At 68.3% G+C, this 16,816-nt stretch carries 14 protein-coding genes and 1 tRNA gene; 6 read left to right on the forward strand and 9 right to left on the reverse strand.

Going from position 1 to position 16,816, the window contains the following annotated elements; translation table 11 throughout:
- Nucleotides 1–66 precede the first annotated feature (66 nt).
- Nucleotides 67–1,299, forward strand: a complete 1,233-nt coding sequence (gene trpB, locus NBE95_RS15365) for a tryptophan synthase subunit beta (protein WP_289895100.1) — start codon at nucleotides 67–69, stop codon at nucleotides 1,297–1,299.
- A gap of 17 nt (nucleotides 1,300–1,316) precedes the next feature.
- Here trpB and NBE95_RS15370 read toward each other — a convergent pair whose 3' ends face one another.
- Complete coding sequence (locus tag NBE95_RS15370) at nucleotides 1,317–1,946, reverse strand: DsbA family protein (RefSeq protein WP_289895101.1); 630 nt, start codon at nucleotides 1,944–1,946, stop codon at nucleotides 1,317–1,319.
- 67 nt (nucleotides 1,947–2,013) lie between these two features.
- Here NBE95_RS15370 and alkB point away from each other — a divergent pair, with 67 nt between their 5' ends.
- Nucleotides 2,014–2,670, forward strand: coding sequence for a DNA oxidative demethylase AlkB (gene alkB / locus NBE95_RS15375; RefSeq protein ID WP_289895102.1), 657 nt, complete (start codon nucleotides 2,014–2,016; stop codon nucleotides 2,668–2,670).
- Nucleotides 2,671–2,737: 67 nt separating this feature from the next.
- Here alkB and NBE95_RS15380 read toward each other — a convergent pair whose 3' ends face one another.
- Nucleotides 2,738–4,102 carry an NCS2 family permease gene (locus NBE95_RS15380; protein ID WP_289895103.1) on the reverse strand — a complete coding sequence of 455 codons (1,365 nt, stop codon included), beginning with the start codon at nucleotides 4,100–4,102 and terminating at the stop codon, nucleotides 2,738–2,740.
- A gap of 216 nt (nucleotides 4,103–4,318) precedes the next feature.
- On the opposite strand from NBE95_RS15380, the gene puuE reads away from it, so the two are divergent.
- The gene (gene puuE, locus NBE95_RS15385; RefSeq protein ID WP_289895104.1) at nucleotides 4,319–5,731 is read left to right on the forward strand and encodes an allantoinase PuuE; all 1,413 of its coding nucleotides are present in this window, start codon (nucleotides 4,319–4,321) and stop codon (nucleotides 5,729–5,731) included.
- 85 nt (nucleotides 5,732–5,816) lie between these two features.
- Nucleotides 5,817–6,644: a bifunctional allantoicase/(S)-ureidoglycine aminohydrolase gene (locus NBE95_RS15390; protein WP_289895105.1), complete on the forward strand. Its 828-nt coding sequence runs from the start codon at nucleotides 5,817–5,819 to the stop codon at nucleotides 6,642–6,644.
- Nucleotides 6,645–6,808: 164 nt separating this feature from the next.
- On the opposite strand, the gene NBE95_RS15395 is transcribed toward NBE95_RS15390, so the two are convergent.
- Nucleotides 6,809–6,892, reverse strand: a tRNA-Leu gene (locus NBE95_RS15395).
- A gap of 83 nt (nucleotides 6,893–6,975) precedes the next feature.
- A complete protein-coding gene (locus tag NBE95_RS15400) occupies nucleotides 6,976–7,143 on the reverse strand; it encodes a hypothetical protein (protein WP_289895107.1) in 168 nt (55 codons plus the stop codon).
- Nucleotides 7,144–7,297: 154 nt separating this feature from the next.
- Here NBE95_RS15400 and NBE95_RS15405 point away from each other — a divergent pair, with 154 nt between their 5' ends.
- Nucleotides 7,298–8,380, forward strand: coding sequence for a PA0069 family radical SAM protein (locus NBE95_RS15405; protein ID WP_289895108.1), 1,083 nt, complete (start codon nucleotides 7,298–7,300; stop codon nucleotides 8,378–8,380).
- On the opposite strand, the gene bmt is transcribed toward NBE95_RS15405, so the two are convergent.
- Nucleotides 8,381–9,340, reverse strand: a complete 960-nt coding sequence (gene bmt, locus NBE95_RS15410; protein ID WP_289895109.1) for a betaine--homocysteine S-methyltransferase — start codon at nucleotides 9,338–9,340, stop codon at nucleotides 8,381–8,383.
- Nucleotides 9,341–9,418: 78 nt separating this feature from the next.
- Nucleotides 9,419–10,438 carry a tryptophan--tRNA ligase gene (gene trpS / locus NBE95_RS15415; RefSeq protein ID WP_289895110.1) on the reverse strand — a complete coding sequence of 340 codons (1,020 nt, stop codon included), beginning with the start codon at nucleotides 10,436–10,438 and terminating at the stop codon, nucleotides 9,419–9,421.
- Nucleotides 10,439–10,521: 83 nt separating this feature from the next.
- Between trpS and NBE95_RS15420 the strand changes: the two genes are divergently transcribed.
- Nucleotides 10,522–11,235, forward strand: coding sequence for a rhomboid family intramembrane serine protease (locus NBE95_RS15420; protein WP_289895111.1), 714 nt, complete (start codon nucleotides 10,522–10,524; stop codon nucleotides 11,233–11,235).
- Here the strand turns inward: NBE95_RS15420 and murJ are convergent.
- From murJ to NBE95_RS15435, 3 genes are read right to left on the reverse strand one after another with little or no spacing between them, the layout of a single operon-like run.
- Complete coding sequence (murJ, locus tag NBE95_RS15425; RefSeq protein ID WP_289895112.1) at nucleotides 11,226–12,770, reverse strand: murein biosynthesis integral membrane protein MurJ; 1,545 nt, start codon at nucleotides 12,768–12,770, stop codon at nucleotides 11,226–11,228. The genes NBE95_RS15420 and murJ overlap by 10 nt on opposite strands.
- 10 nt (nucleotides 12,771–12,780) lie before the next feature.
- Nucleotides 12,781–15,591: a [protein-PII] uridylyltransferase gene (locus tag NBE95_RS15430; protein ID WP_289895113.1), complete on the reverse strand. Its 2,811-nt coding sequence runs from the start codon at nucleotides 15,589–15,591 to the stop codon at nucleotides 12,781–12,783.
- Nucleotides 15,592–15,593: 2 nt separating this feature from the next.
- On the reverse strand, nucleotides 15,594–16,796 hold the full coding sequence (locus tag NBE95_RS15435; protein WP_289895114.1) for a penicillin-binding protein activator: 1,203 nt from the start codon (nucleotides 16,794–16,796) through the stop codon (nucleotides 15,594–15,596).
- Nucleotides 16,797–16,816: the final 20 nt, after the last annotated feature.

The following is a 16,816-nucleotide window of genomic DNA, read 5'->3' on the forward strand; positions in this document are numbered from 1 at the left end:
GCTATCCCTCCGACGGGCTTTCACCGTTTCCCAAATACCCATTCCGACCGCGCCGCGAGGAGAGCCATGGCCGAAGATCTCATCAACAGCTTCATGACCGGCCCGGACGAGCAGGGCCGTTTCGGCATCTTCGGCGGCCGCTTCGTCAGCGAGACGCTGATGCCGCTGATCCTCGATCTCGAGGCGGAATACGAGCGCGCCAAGGACGACCCGTCCTTCTGGGCCGAGATGGACGCGCTGTGGAAGCATTACGTCGGCCGTCCCAGCCCGCTTTATTTCGCCCCCCGCCTGACCGAGGAGCTGGGCGGCGCGAAGATCTACTTGAAGCGCGAAGAGCTGAACCATACCGGCAGCCACAAGATCAACAACGTGCTGGGCCAGATCCTGCTGGCCCGCCGCATGGGCAAGACCCGGATCATCGCCGAGACCGGCGCCGGCCAGCACGGCGTGGCGACCGCGACGGTCTGCGCCCGCTTCGGGCTGCAATGCATCGTCTACATGGGCGCCCATGACGTCGAGCGCCAGGCGCCGAACGTCTTCCGCATGCGGCTGCTGGGCGCCGAGGTGGTGCCGGTCACCTCGGGCCGCGGCACGCTCAAGGACGCGATGAACGATGCGCTGCGCGACTGGGTGACCAATGTGCGCGACACCTTCTACTGCATCGGCACGGTGGCCGGCCCGCATCCCTATCCGGCCATGGTCCGCGACTTCCAGCGCATCATCGGCCGCGAGACCCGCTGGCAGCTCGAGGAGCAAGAGGGCGAGGGGCGGCTGCCCGACAGCGTGGTCGCGGCGATCGGCGGCGGCTCGAACGCCATGGGACTGTTCCATCCCTTCCTGGACGAGCCCTCGGTGCGCATCATCGGCGTCGAGGCCGGCGGCAAGGGCGTGGACGAGCGCATGCAGCATTGCGCCAGCCTGACCGGCGGCCGTCCCGGCGTGCTGCACGGCAACCGCACCTATCTCTTGCAGGACGAGGAAGGCCAGATCCTGGAAGGGCATTCGATCAGCGCCGGGCTCGACTATCCCGGCATCGGTCCCGAACATGCCTGGCTGAAGGAACGCGGCCGCGCCGAATATGTCAGCGTCACCGATGACGAGGCCTTGGCGGCCTTCCAGACCCTCTGCCGGCTGGAAGGCATCATCCCGGCGCTGGAGCCCAGCCATGCGCTGGCCCATGTCGTCAAGATCGCGCCCGCCTTGCCCAAGGATCACATCATGGTGGTGAACCTGTCGGGCCGCGGCGACAAGGACATCTTCACCGTCGCCAAGCATCTGGGCGTCGAGATCCGCACCTGAGGCGAAAGGCGCGCGCTCTATTTCGCGGCGCGCGCCTCGGCCACCAGCTCGGCCAGTTCGGCCTTGCTCAGATAGCCGAACACCGCCCGGTCGCCGGCGATGAAGCTGGGCGTGCCGACCAACCCGATCTCGTCCGCCAGTTCCAGCGACCGCTCGATCCGCTGGGTGATCTCGGGCGCCTGCATGTCGCGTTGCAGCCGCGCCACGTCCAGCCCGACCTCGCGCGCGACGCGCAGCACCGAGGCCTGCTCGGCCTTGCCCTGCATCGCCATCAGGGCGCGGTGAAACTCGGGATACTTGCCCTGCGCCTGCGCGGCCAGCGCCGCCATGGCGGCATAGCGCGAGCCCTCGCCGAAGATCGGGATCTCGTGCACCACCAGCTTCAACCCGGGATCCGATTCCAGCAGCGCCGCCACCTGCGGCGCGTTTTTCCGGCAAAAGCCGCAATTGTAATCCGAGAACTCGACCAGCACCGCATCGCCCTGGGCATTGCCCATCGCCGGCAGGTCGGGACTGCCGAACACCGCCTGCTTGATCGCCGCGATCTCGGCCGCGCTGTGATCCTGGGCCTGGGCCTGGGCCTGGGCTGGCGCCAGCGGCAGGGCGCAAAGCAGCGCCAAGGCGATTGCGGCAAGGGGACGGGGCATGGCATCAGTCCTTTGCTGTGGCCCAACCTGAAAGCCACTGCCGGGCGCGTGGGTCAAGGGCCGTGGCATGACAATAGCGTGGGAGGGCAGCATGGAGCCAGACCTGTTCGGAACCCGCCGCGACGAACCCATCGGTCCCGGCGCCGTGATCCTGCGCGGCTTCGCGCTTGACCCCGCGATGCTCGATGAGGTCGCGCGCATCGCCGGCCTTTCGCCCTTTCGCCACATGCAGACCCCGGGCGGGCGGCGGATCGGCGTCGAGATGACGAATTGCGGCGCGCTTGGCTGGGTCAGCGACCGCCGCGGCTATCGCTACGAACCGCGCGACCCGCTGACCGGCCAGCTTTGGCCCGAGATGCCGCCGCGCTTCCGGCAGTTGGCCGAGACGGCCGCGGCGCTTGCGGGCTTTCCCGGCTTCCGGCCCGATGCCTGCCTGATCAACCGCTATGTGCCGGGGGTGAAGATGGGCCTGCACCAGGATCGCGACGAGGCGGGATTCGACGCGCCCATCGTCTCGGTCTCGCTGGGCCTGCCGGCGACGTTCCAGTTCGGCGGGCCGGAACGCGGCGATCCGGTGGCGAAGCACAGGCTGAACCACGGCGACGCGGTGGTCTGGGGCGGGCCGGCGCGGCTGAACTGGCACGGCATCCTGACGCTGCGGCGGGGCGAACATCCGCTGACCGGCGCCTGCCGCATCAACCTGACCTTCCGCCGGGCGGGCTAGGGTCCGGGGGACGCAACGCAAAAGGGCCCGCCGCCAGGCGAGCCCCGTTTTCAGGCCAAAGCGCCGCTTATTCCATGAAGAAGGCGAAGCGGATCACGAACAGCGCGGCCACCACCCAGGTCGCGGCATGCACCTCGCGCGCGCGGCCGGTCAGCAGCTTGATCACCGCGTAGCTGACGAAGCCGAAGGCCAGGCCGTTGGCGATGGAATAGGTGAAGGGCATCATCAGCGCCGTCAGCACCGCCGGGGCGGATTCGGTGACGTCGGCCCATTCGATTTCCTCGAACTCGCGCACCATCAGGCAGGCGACGTAAAGCAGCGCCGGCGCCGTGGCATAGGCCGGAACCGAGCCCGCCAGCGGCGCGAAGAACATCGCCAGCAGGAACAGCACCGCCACCACCAGCGCGGTCAGCCCGGTGCGCCCGCCCGCCTGCACGCCCGAGGCGCTTTCGACATAGGCGGTGGTCGAGCTGGTGCCCAGCATCGAGCCGGCCAGAATCGCGGTGGAATCCGCCATCAGCGCCCGGCTCAGCCCGGTATTGGTATGGGCCGGCCCCTCGGTCAGCAGCCCGGCGCGCTTGGCCACGCCGATCAGCGTGCCGGTGGCGTCGAAGACCTCGACCAGCACCATGACCAGGATGACGTGGAAGATGCCGACGGTCAGCGCCCCCGCCACGTCGAGCTGCAGGAAGGTCGGCGCGATCGAGGGCGGCATCGAGACCACCCCGGCGAACGGGCTGGCGCCAAGCGCGATCGAGACCACGGTGATGACCAGGATGCCGATCAGGATCGAGCCGCGCACCTTCAGCGCGTCCAGGGCCGCGATGATGAAGAAGCCCAGCACCGCCAGCAGCGTGCCGGTCTGGGTCAGGTCGCCCAGCCCGACGAAGGTCGCCGGATTGTCCACCACGATGCCGGAATTCTTCAGCGCGATCAGCCCCAGGAACATGCCGATGCCGGCGGCGATGGCGCTGCGCATGGATGCGGGAATGCCGGCGATCAGCCAGCGCCGGATGCCGGTCACCGACAGGAACAGGAACACCAGGCCCGAGATGAACACCGCCCCCAGCGCCTGCTGCCAGGTGAATCCCAGCGCGCCGACCACGGTGAAGGCGAAGAAGGCGTTCAGCCCCATGCCCGGCGCCATGCCGATGGGCCAGTTCGCCCACAGCGCCATGATCGCCGATCCCAGCGCCGCCGCCAGGCAGGTGGCGACGAAGACCGCGTTGCGGTCCATGCCGGTCGAGGACAGGATGTCGGGGTTCACGAAGATGATATAGGCCATGGTCAGGAAGGTGGTGATCCCCGCGATCACCTCGGTCCTGATGCTGGTGCCATGGGCCGTCAGGCCGAATTGCTTGTCTAGCACTGTTCCTCCCGTTGGACTGATGCTGGCGCCGCTGGCCGTCAGGCCCGATTGCTTGTCTGGCATGATTCCTCCCATTGGCGGATCCCCGCCATGGTGGCCAGATTATGCCCGGCGATCTTCAACGACCATGCAGGGTCTAGCGACAGAGTTTCAACAGAGAGTTTATAAACCACATTTTCAAGGAAAACTTGGTTCTGTTTATAGAAATTCTCGGGTTGCTTGACAGGCCGGCAGGGTGATGAGTGCTAGTCAGCCAGAAAAGGGAAAAGGAAGCAAGCGATGCGATACAGCCGCGACATGATCGGTTACGGGGCCCGGACGCCGGACCCGCAATGGCCCGGAAACGCCCGGATCGCGGTACAGATCGTCATCAATTACGAGGAGGGCGGCGAGAACAGCATCGAGCATGGCGACGCCGCCTCGGAAGCCTTCCTGTCCGAGATCATCGGCTGCCAGCCCTGGCCGGGCCAGCGGCACTGGAACATGGAATCGATCTACGACTATGGTGCGCGCGCGGGCTTCTGGCGCCTGCATCGCCTGCTCCAGGACGTGCCGGTTACGGTTTACGGCGTCGCCACCGCGCTGGAGCGCGCGCCCGAACAGGTCGCCGCCATGCAGGAGGCCGGCTGGGAGATCGCCACCCACGGCTATAAATGGATCGACTACCGCGACATCCCGCGCGAGGTCGAGGCCGAGCATATCGCCCGCGCTGTCGAGTTGCACACCCGCGTCACCGGCGAGCGGCCGCGCGGCTTCTACCAGGGCCGCACCTCGATGAACACCGTGGGCTTGGGATGCGAGGAGGGCGGCTTCGAATACCTGGCCGACACCATCGCCGACGACCTGCCCTATTGGCATGTCCACAACGGCAAACCGCAGCTGATGGTGCCCTATACCATGGACGCCAACGACATGCGGTTCTCCTCGGGCCAGGGGTTTGGCACCGGGGTCGAGTTCTTCGACTACCTGCGCGACAGTTTCGACGTGCTTTATGCCGAGGGCGAGGCCGGGGCGCCGAAGATGATGTCGATCGGCCTGCATTGCCGCCTGGCCGGCCGGCCGGGCCGGGCCATGGCGGTCAAGCGCTTCCTGGACCATGCCCGCAACCACGAGGGGGTCTGGTTCGCCACCCGGCTGGACATCGCGCGGCACTGGGCCGGGACGCATCCCTGGCAGCCCCGACCGCGCCCCTCGCAGATGGAGCGCGCGGCGTTCGTCGAGACATTCGGCGGCATCTACGAGCATTCGCCCTGGATCGCCGAGCGGGTCTGGGACGGCGAGATGGGCGCCATCCACGACACCGCCGCCGGGCTGGCGGCGCGCATGGCGCAGGTGTTCCGCAGCGCCTCGGACGAGGAGCGGCTGGCCGTGCTGCTGGCGCACCCGGACCTGGCCGGCAAGCTGGCCGCGGCCAAGCGCCTGACCGCCGACAGCACCGCCGAACAGGCCAGCGCCGGGCTGGACAGCCTGACCGATGCCGAGCGGGCCGAGTTCGACCGCCTGAACACCGCCTATGTGGAAAAGCACGGCTTCCCCTTCATCATCGCGGTGCGCGACCACGACAAGCCGGGGATCATGGCCGCCATGCGCCGGCGCATCAACAACGACACCGCCACCGAGCGCGTCGAGGCCGAGCGCCAGGTCAGCCGCATCGGCGCGCTGCGCCTGCAGCAGATGCTGGGCAGCAACTGAGCCCGACCCCGGCCGCCGCCATGGCGGGCCGGGACCGCCACAGACGGACCGGGGCAAAGCGATCCCGGCGCAACGGAGACCTGAGATGACCGCCAAGACCCCGACCTATGCCGGGCCTTTCGCCGGCCTGCCGCCGCAGACCGACCTGACCACGGACACCGCCACCTTCACCGAGGCCTATGCCGTCATCCCCGCCAGCACGATGCGCGACATCGTCACCAGCTTCCTGCCGGGCTGGACGGGGATGCGGATGTGGATGATCGCCCGGCCGCTCTCGGGCTTCGCCGAGACCTTCAGCCAGTATATCGTCGAATTGCAGCCGCAGGGCGGCTCGGACCGGCCCGAGGACGATGCGGGCGTGCAGGCGGCGATCTTCGTCACCGAAGGCGCCATCACGCTGACCATCGACGGCCAGGCGCATGAGCTGCAGCCCGGCGGCTTCGCCTATATCCCGGCCGGCCTGGCCTGGTCGGTCAGGAACGGCGCCGAGACCGCGCGCTTCCACTGGTGGCGCAAGCGCTGGCAGGCCGTCGAGGGGCTGGAGAAGCCCGACGTCATCGTCGCCAACGAACGCGACATCGCCCCGATCCCGATGCCCGATACCCATGACAGCTGGGCCACCACCCGCTTCATGGACCCGACCGATATGCGCCACGACATGCATATCACCATCGTGACCTTCAAGCCGGGCGGCTCGATCCCCTTTGCCGAGACGCATGTGATGGAGCACGGGCTGTTCGTGATCGAGGGCAAGGCGGTCTATCGCCTGAACCGCGACTGGGTCGAGGTCGGGCCCGGCGATTTCATGTGGCTGCGCGCCTTCTGCCCGCAATGCTGCTATGCCGGCGGGCCGGGGAATTTCCGCTATCTGCTTTACAAGGACGTGAACCGCCACGCGCCGATCTGGAAGTGATGCTCCGACGCAGCCGGTATGATGCTCATGCCGGCTGCCGCTTTTTTTCCTGCCAGCGCGTGAGCCGGGGCGCGCGTCCGCACCGCCGAAGCTCCGGCCGTGCTACGGCCGGCTGCGGGACGCGCCGCTTGGCGCGATTTACCGGAACGATTCAGAGGGGGGATTGGTGCGGGTGGTCGGACTCGAACCGACATGCCTTGCGGCGGCGCATTTTGAGTGCGCTGCGTCTACCATTCCACCACACCCGCAACGATCCTCTACAAATCACAAATCCGGACCCCCCTCAAGGCCAATCTCCGCGGCTCGCGGCGGCGGAATTGCCGGGTGGCTCCTAGCGGGAATGATGGTCGCGCATGGTCAGATGCGCGATGCCCGCCGCCGCCAGCGCCAGCAATCCGATGGCCAGCAGCGGAACGCCCGCGGCGCTTGCCGCCCAGATCGTCAGCCCCGCAGCCAGGACCACGGCAAGGATCAGGATCAGGAAATGCGGCAACGGCATGGCACCCTCCATTCTTCTCAATATGGGTGGCAAATGCCCCGGCGAAAAGCCCCGTGCCGCAACCGGCGCGGCAGTTGGGCCTGCTTCGGCCGATTCCGGGCGGGGATGCGTGCCGGCGCTGGAAAATGTTCGCTAAATGTTCTAGTGTGGCGGCATGACCCTGCCACCCCGCAACCCCGACGAGATCCTGCGCGCCCGCGGCGCCGACTCGCGCCCCGCCGGCCGCTTCGAGCCCTATCAGGCCGAGCGCCAGCATGACGGCTGGGACATCCCCGAGGAACAGGCCCTGCTGCGCACCGAGGTCGCGCAGGAGCGGGCGCGCTCGATCATCACTCGCAACACCTCGCCCGACATCCCCTTCGACCGCTCGATCAACCCCTATCGCGGCTGCGAGCATGGCTGCATCTATTGCTTTGCCCGGCCGAGCCACGCCTATCTGGGCCTGTCGCCGGGGCTGGATTTCGAGACGCGCATCACCGCCAAGCCCAATGCCCCCGAACTGCTGGAAGCCGAGATCGGCCGGCGCGGCTATGCGGTGGCGCCCATCGCCTTCGGCACCAATACCGACCCCTACCAGCCCGTCGAGGCGAAGCTGGGCATCATGCGCGGTTGCCTGCAGGTCCTGCATGACTGGAACCATCCGCTGAGCCTGGTGACGCGCGGCGCCACGGTGATGCGCGACCTTGACCTGCTGGGGGCGATGGCGGCCAAGGGACAGGTGATGGCCGGCGTCTCGATCACCACGCTGGACGCGGAGCTGGCGCGGCAGATGGAGCCGCGGGCCCCGGCGCCCTCGACCCGGCTGCGGATGATCCGCGGCCTGGCCGAGGCGGGCGTGCCGGTGCGGGTCATGGTGGCGCCGGTGATCCCGGTGCTGACCGAGCACGAGATGGAGCGCATCATGCAGGCCGCCCGCGATGCCGGGGCCAGCGCCGCCAGCATGATCCAGGTCCGGCTGCCGCTGGAGGTGGCGCCGCTGTTCCGCGACTGGCTGGACCGTCACCATCCCGGCAAGGCGGCGCATGTCATGGCGCGGGTGCAGGCGATGCGCGGCGGGCGCGACAACGATCCGCGTTTCGGCAGCCGGATGCGGGGCGAGGGGGTCGAGGCGGAACTCCTGCGCCAGCGTTTCCGGCTGGCCCGTAAGCGGCTGGGGCTGGTGCGCGAAGCCGAGGTGCTGGATTGCAGCCGCTTCGGCCCGCCGCCCCGGCCGGGGGACCAGTTGCCGCTGTTCTGACTATTCGCCCGGTCCCATGGCTTCGGCGATGCGGGCCGAGATCGCATCGGGGGTGGGGCGCGGTCCGCGCGGCGCCTCGACCAGCGCGTCGCGCATGGCGGCCAGATGTGCGGGCGTGGTGCCGCAGCAGCCGCCGACGATGCGGATGCCCATGTCGCGGGCCAGCACGGCGAATTCCGCCATGACCTCGGGCGTCGCGTCATAGATCAGCCCGCCGTCCTGATAGCGCGGCACGCCGGCATTGGGCTTGGCGATCAGCGGCCGCTCGTTGCCCGAGGCGGCGAAGCCCGCCACCGCCAGCAGCAGCTCGGCCGGGCCGGTGCCGCAATTCGCGCCATAGGCCAGCGGCGGATAGGGCAGCCGGTCGATCAGCGCGGCGAGCTGCGGCGGCGTCACCCCCATCATGCTGCGCCCGCCCGGCTCGAAGCTCATCATGCCGCACCAGGGCATGCGCACGACCTGCGCGGCCCTGGCGGCGGCGCGCATCTCCTCGGCGGCGCTGATCGTCTCGATCCACAGCACATCGGCGCCGCCTTCCTTCAGCGCCTGCGCCTGTTCGGTGAACATGGTGGTGGCCTCGGCCTCGGTCAGCCGGCCCATCGGCGCCATGATCTCGCCGATCGGACCCATCGAGCCGGCGACGAGCACCGCGCGACCGGCCTCGGCCACCGCCTCGCGCGCCAGCCGGGCGGCGGCGCGGTTCAACGCACCGACCCGGGCCTCGGCCTTGGCCAGCCGCAGCCGGCTGGCATTGGCGCCGAAGCTGTTGGTCAGGATGATGTCGGCACCCGAGGCGATCATCTGCCGGTGCAGTTCGCGCACCTTGTCGGGATGGGTTTCGCACCACAGGTCCGGCGCCTGTCCCGGCGCCAGCCCCATGTTGTAGAGATTGGTCCCGGTCGCCCCGTCGGCCAGAAGCCAGGGGTGTTCGCCGAGCATCCTCGACAGCAGGTCAGGCATGGTCTTTCCCGTTTTGCGGCAGGATGAGGGGAATCATAGCCCATCCTGCCGGGAAGTCATTGGAACATTTGCGGGCGCTCAGCGCGAGCGGATCATGCCCATGATGTCCTTGGCGCGCGCGACGATCGGCTCGGCGATGGCCTGCGCCTGACCGGCGCCGCGGCCGAGGATGCGGTCGATCTCGGCCGGGTCGGCCATGAACTCGGTCATCCGCCGGGTGATCGGCGCCAGCACCTCGACCGCGATCTCGGCCAGGGCGGGCTTGAAGCTGCCGAAGCCCTGGCCTTCGAACCGCGCCAGCACCTGGTCGCCGGTCTCGCCCGAAAGCGCGGCGTAGATGTTGACGAGGTTCTTCGCCTCGGGCCGGTCCTTCAGGCCTTCCATCGCCCCGGGCAGCGGGTCGGCATCGGTGCGGGCCTTGCGGATCTTCTGCGCGATGGCGTCGGCATCGTCGGTCAGGTTGATGCGGCTGGCATCCGAGGGATCGGATTTCGACATCTTCTTGCCGCCGTCGCGCAAGCTCATGACGCGGGTCGCCGTGCCCTCGATCAGGGGCTCGGTGATCGGGAAGAAATCGACCCCGTAATCGTGGTTGAACTTGGCGGCGATGTCGCGGGTCAGCTCCAGGTGCTGCTTCTGGTCCTCGCCCACCGGCACGGCGGTGGCGTGATAGGCCAGGATGTCGGCGGCCATCAGCGAGGGATAGGCCAGAAGGCCCAGCGACGAGTTCTCGCTGTTCTTGCCGGCCTTGTCCTTGAACTGGGTCATGCGATACATCCAGCCGACCCGCGCCACGGTGTTGAAAAGCCATGCCAGTTCCGCGTGCTGGGAAACCTGGCTCTGGTTGAACAGGATCGAGACCTCGGGGTCGACGCCCGAAGCCATGAAGGCCGCCGCCACCTCGCGGGTGTTGTGCCTCAGCTTCTCGGGCTCCTGCCAGACGGTGATCGCATGCAGGTCGACGACGCAATAGATCGTCTCGGCCCCCTTGCCCTGATAATCCGCAAAGCGTTTCAGCGCGCCCAGATAGTTCCCCAGCGTCAGCCCGCCCGAGGGCTGGATGCCGGAGAAAATGCGCTTGGCGAAGCTCGTGGTCATGGCACTACCTGCTTGGAAAATCCCGGGGGCTGGCTTACCTCTTGCCCCGTCCGGGCGCAACAGCCCACTGGAAAGGAGCCTAGATGCGACCCGGTTACGATGAATCGCCGCTGAATCCCGTGCCCGCCGTGGTCTGGATGATCGCCCTGCCGATGATCGCCAGCGAGGCGGTGTTCGGGCTGGGCCAGCTTGGCTTCGTCGGCGGCGGCGGGCAGGGGGCCGGCCTCGCCATGCGCCAGATCGCCGTCGAGCGCACCGCCTATATCCCGGAATTCGTGCTGCGGCTGTGGCAGATGAAGCTGTTCCTGCTGGACCAGAGCTGGCGCATCCTGACCTATCCCTTCGTGCATCTGTCGCTGACCCATGCGCTGTTCGTGATCGTCTTCACCCTGGCGCTGGGGAACCTGATCGCGAGCCAGTTCCGCGCCTGGGCGGTGCTGGCGCTGTTCTTCGGCTCGGCCATCGGCGGGGCGCTGGTCTATACGCTGGCCGCGGGGCTTTTGCCGCAATTCCGCTTTCAGCCACTGATCGGCGGCTATCCGGCGGTCTACGGCTTCGTCGGCGCCTTCACCTTCCTGCTTTGGACCCGGCTGGGGCAGGAAAACGCCAACCGCCTGCGCGCCTTCACGCTGATCGGCATGCTGCTGGCCTTCCAGCTGGTCTTCGGCATCCTGTTTCAGGATGGCAGCCTGACCTGGATCGCCGAGATCGCCGGCTTCTGCTGCGGCTTCCTTCTGTCGTTCCTGGTGGTGCCGGGCGGGATCGGGCGCGTGATGCGCCAGATCCGTCAGCGCTGACGGCGGAAGCCCGCGCGCAGGTCCGAGGGCCGGAAGGCGCCCAGCACCAGCGCCGCGGCGCCATAGGTCGCCATGCCGGTCAGCACCAGCGCGGCCAACGCCAGATAGCGGGTTCCGGACTGCTCCAATGCGTCGCCCAACGCCAGCATCAGCCCCCAGATCACCGCGCCCATCACCGCGGATGCGGCGCAGATGCGGGGCAGGCGGTGGCGGAAGCGGTCGTCGAACTCGGCCGCCTCGCCAAAGGCTTTCGTGCCGCGCCAAAGCTGCGCCGCCATGGTCCAGCCGGCGATGGTGGTGCCCCAGGCGGCGGCGGAAAAACCGATGAAGGGCGCCAGCCCCAGCGCCGCCACCGCATTCACCACCATGGACCAGACCGCGAAGCGGAACGGGGTGCGGGTATCCTCGCGGGCGAAATACAGCGGCTGCAGCACCTTTTGCAGCACGAAGGCCGGCAGGCCCAGGCCGTAGATCGCCAGCGCCACGGCGGTCGGCCCGACATCGGCGGTCAGGAAGGCGCCGCGCCGGAACAGCACCGAGATCAGCGGATAGGCCATCACCACCAGCGCCACGGCGGCCGGAACGGTCAGGAACAGCGCGAATTCGGCGGCGCGGTTATAGGCATGGCGGCCGCCGCCGGTATCGTCGTTCTTGAGCCGGCGCGAGATGTCGGGCAGCAGCACGATGCCGATGGCGATGCCCACCACGCCCAGCGGCAGCTGATACAGCCGGTCGGCATTGGTCAGCCAGGCGATGGCGCCGTCGAAGAACGAGCCGACCTGCCGCCCGACCAGCAGGTTGACCTGCACCACGCCGCCGGCCAGCACCGCCGGCGCGGCGACGGCCAGCAGCCGCCGCATGTCCGGTGTCAGCCGCGGCCGGCGCAGGCGCAGCGGGAAGCCCATGCGCTTCGCCGCCCACCAGACGGTGAAAAGCTGCGCGATGCCCGAGATGGGCGTGGACCAGGCCATGGCCAGCCCCATGTCCCAGCCCCGCCAATCGGCCAGCAGCATGGCGGCGATCAGCACGAAATTCATCAGCACCGGCGCGGCGGCGGCGGCCATGAAGCGGCCGCCGGCGTTCAGCAGCCCCGAAAGCAGCGCCGTCAGCGAGATGAACAGGATATAGGGAAAGCAGATGCGGCCATAGATCACCGCAAGCTCGAAACGCTCGTCGCCCTGAAAGCCCGCCGCCTGCAGCAGCACCAGCCAGGGCATGACCAGATGCGCGACCAGCGAGACGATCAGCACCACCGAGAACAGCCCCGAAAAGGCCTCTTCGGCAAAGCCGCGCGGGTTCTCGTCGCTTTCCAGCCGCTTGGCGAACATCGGCACGAAGGCGGTGTTGAAGGCACCCTCGGCGAAGAAGCGGCGGAACATGTTGGGCAGGGTGAAGGCGACGATATAGGCCTGCGCCACCGGGCCGGTGCCCAGATAGGCCGCGATCATCACGTCGCGGACGAAGCCCACGACGCGGCTGCCCAGCGTCCACGCCCCCACCGAGAGGAAGCCCCGGATTAGTCTGATCGGTTGCATCTTTGGTCCCTCAGAACGTCCCGCCCAGCGGTCGCTCGGCCTTTTCGGCCCGTTCGGCGCCGTCCTTGATCGCCTGGCGCAGCTTCTTTTCCAGCGACTCGCGGCGGCCGGCCTGGTGCAGCTTCAGTCCGAACATGTCCTTGACATAGAAGGTGTCCACCACCTGCGCCCCGAAGGTGGCGATCACCGCGCTGGCGATCTGGATATGGTTGTCGGCCAGGGTCCGCGTCAGGTCGTAAAGCAGCCCGGGGCGGTCGCGGGTATCGACCTCGATGACGGTGTAGACGTCGCTGCCCTCGTTGTCGAAGGTGATATGGGTCGGGAAGCGGAAGGCGGCCTCGCGCTTCCTGGGCTTGTCGCGGCCGGCCAGCGCCTCGCGCGCGACGATCTCGCCCTTCAGGGTGCGCTGGATCATGGCGCGCAGCCGCGGCAGCCGGTCGGTGGCATAGGGATGGCCATCGGCATCCTGCAGCCAGAACACCGCCGTGGCGAAACCGTCCTTGGTGGTATAGGTGCGGGCATCGACGATATTCGCCCCGACCAGCGCCAGCGCCCCGGCCATGCGCGAGAAGATGCCGGGATGGTCGGCCAGCACGAAGGCGGCGCGGGTCGCGTCGCGGTCGGTGTCGGGATGCAGGTCGGTGCGGATCTCGTCATCGCCCAGATCCTTCAGCATCTCGGCAAAGACGTAATGCGTGTCGGTCGGCAGGCCCGGCCAGTAGTTGTCGTAATGCCGGCCCAGTTCCGCCTTGATCGCCCGGGGCTCCCAGCCCTTGGCGGTCAGCAGGTGCCGCAGCGAGCGCTTGGCCTCGCCGGTGCGCTTGTCGCGGTTCAGCTCTTCAAGACCGTTCTCCAGCGCCGCCGTGGTTTCCTGGTGCAGCTTGCGCAGCAGCATCGACTTCCAGTTGTTCCAGGTGCCGGGGCCGACGCCGCGGATGTCGCAGACCGTCAGCACCAGCAGCATGTCGAGCCGCCGGATCGTCTTCACCGCCTTGGCGAAGTCGCGCAGCGTGCGCGGATCGGCGATGTCGCGTTTCTGCGCCACGTCCGACATCAGCAGGTGGTTGCGGATCAGCCATTCGATGGTCTCGATCTCGTCCGCCGGCAGGCCGAAGCGGGTGCAGATGCGCCGCGCCAGCCGGGCGCCCAGGATCGAATGGTCCTCGGCCCGGCCCTTGCCGATGTCGTGCAGCAGCACGGCAAGGTAGATCACCCGCCGGTTCATCTTGCCCCGCATGATCTTGCTGACCACCGGCAGATCCTCGGCATCCTCGCCGCGCTCGATGGCGGCCAGGGCGGCGACGCATTGGATCAGGTGCTCGTCCACGGTGTAATGGTGATAGACGTTGAACTGCATCATCGCCACCACCGGCGCGAATTCCGGGATGAAGGCCGCAAGCACCCCAAGCTCGTTCATCCGTCTGAGCGAGCGTTCCGGGTTGCCGTGCTTTAGCAGCAGGTCCAGAAAGAGCCGCACCGCCTCGGGGTCCGAGCGCATGCGGTCGTCGATCGTCTCGAGATTCGCCGCCACGGCGCGCATGGCGTCGGGATGGATCAGGATGCCGGTGCGCAGCGCCTCCTCGAACAGCCGCAGGATGTTCAGCGGGTCGGACAGGAACTGCTTTTCGTCGACATAGGTCAGCCGGCCGCGATCCACGCGGAACCCGGCGCGGACCCGGCGGCGGCGCTGGAACAGCAGGTTCATGATCGGCGCCTTGTAGAGGTGCCGCGCCTCCAGCGCGACCAGAAAGACGCGGGTCAGTTCGCCCACCTTGGTGGCATGCAGGAAATAGTCCTGCATGAAGATCTCGACCGCGCGGCGGCCTCCCAGGTCGCGATAGCCCATGCGCTTGGCCACCTCGACCTGCATGTCGAAGGTCAACTGGTCCTGCGGCCGGCCGGCGATCAGGTGCAGGTGGCAGCGCACCGCCCAAAGGAAATCCTCGGCCTGCCAGAAGGTCAGGTGCTCCTCGCGGGTGAAGAAGCCCAGATCGACCAGTTCCACGGCGCGGTCGACGCGATGGATGTATTTCGCGATCCAGTAGAGGGTCTGCAGGTCGCGCAACCCCCCCTTGCCCTCCTTGACATTGGGTTCCAGCACATAGCGCTGACCGCCTTGGCGGCGGTGGCGCTCGGCGCGTTCGGCGAGCTTCGCCTCGATGAATTCGGGGACGGTGTTGTCGAACAGATCGGCCCACAGCCGGTCGCGCAGGGTCTCGGCGGTGGCGGCATGGCCGCAGACCAGCCTGTGCTCCAGCAGGCTGGTGCGGATGGTGATGTCGCCGGCCCCCAGCCGCAGACAGTCATCGACCGAGCGCGTGGCCTGGCCGATCTTCATCTTCAGGTCCCAGAGCATGTAGAGCATGGATTCCACCACGCTCTCGACCCAGCCCGAGATTTTCCACGGCGTCAGGAACAACAGGTCCACGTCGGATTGCGGCGCCATCTCGGCGCGGCCGTAGCCGCCGATGGCCAGCACCGCCAGCCGCTCGGCATCGGTGGGGGTGGTCACCGGATGCAGGATGGTGGTGGCGACGTGATGCACGGCGGCGACCGTGGCGTCGGTCAGGCTGGCGATGGCGCGCACCGTCTCGCGCGCCGCGCGGGGGTGGGACATGAAGCCCGCGGCGATGTCGGCCATGGCGGCGGCGCGGGCCGCGGCCAGGATTGCCACCGTCCGGGCGCGGATCTCGCGCGGCTCCGCGACGTCGGCCAGCGCCTCGGACAGCGCGGGCAGGAAGCTTTCAGGGCTGAACAGCGAATGCGCCCCGGGCAGGGCCGGGGCGCTTTGCGGCAGGGCGTCGGTATCCTTGGCGCTCAAGATCAGAAACCGAAGCCGCCGAAGCTGCGCGGTGCCGGATCCAGCACCACCACCTGATTGTTGCGCACGGTGGCCACAGCCAGCGCCCGCTCGTTGGTGCCGTCGCGCTTCAGGCGGAACGCGCCCGAGATCCCGGCGAAGCCCGAATTCTGCGTCAGCCCCGAGGTGGTCAGCGCATTGCGCTTGCCGGCGCGCACCAGGGCGGCGATGGCCGAGACGCCGTCATAGGCCAGCGAGCCCAGCTCATGCGGGGCCTCGCCATGGGCGGCGCGATAGCGCTGGTCGAACTGCGCCTTCATGGTGGTGTCGGGAATGGCGAACCAGCCGCCCTGCACGCCGCGCAGCTGCAGCCGGGCCGAGGGCTGGTCCCAGCGCGTCAGCCCCATCATCTGCACCGTGGCCGAGCTGACGCCGGCCTTGACCAGCTGGTCGGTCAGATAGGGCAGCACCGCGCCCTGGTTCGCGGTCAGGAACACCGCATCGACATTGCCCGACAGCGCCGCCGAGGCGACGTTCGGCACGATGCCGTCGATGCCCTGCTTGGACAGCGGATGCACCGCCGTACCGGCCAGGGTGGCGCCGTTCTTCTGAACGGCGCGCTGGATGGCGCGGGCGCCGACCTGACCGGCGGCATCGTCCTCGGCCACCATCAGGATGCGGCGCTTGCCGTTCCTGACGCCGTATTTCACCAGCCGGTCGGCGACATTGTCGAAGGTATTGCCCAGCACGAAGACATTGCCGCCGGCGATGTCGGTATTGTTCGAGAAGGACAGCACGTTCACGCCGCGCGGCGCCATGGCATTGCCGACGGCATTGGCGCTGTCGGCGAAAAGCGGGCCCAGGATGATCTTGGCGCCCTCGTCCGCGGCGCGGTTGGCCATGGCGACGGCGGCGCCGGGCTCGGAGCCGGCGTCATAGACCCGCAGGTCGATGGTCGCGCCGCGCGCATCGGCTGCCGCCATCTTGGCCGAATTGGCCAGCGACCGCGCCAGCCAGTCCAGATCCGCGCTGCCGGTGCCGCCCGGCACCAGAAGCGCCACCGGGACCGGCTGCGACGGGTCGATGTTCTGGCCGGTCTGCGGGCCCGAGGCCCCCATCTCGATGGGCTGGCAGGCGGCAAGCGTCACGGCGGCAAGGACAGCTCCGACGCGCGCCAGCGGACGGCGCAGGTCGAAGGCGCCGCGGATCGTTTTCAGGACGGTCATGGCGTGATTCCCTGTTGGAT

Origin of the sequence: Paracoccus sp. TOH (assembly GCF_030388245.1) — a bacterium.
GTDB classification, from domain to species: Bacteria; Pseudomonadota; Alphaproteobacteria; order Rhodobacterales; family Rhodobacteraceae; genus Paracoccus; species Paracoccus simplex.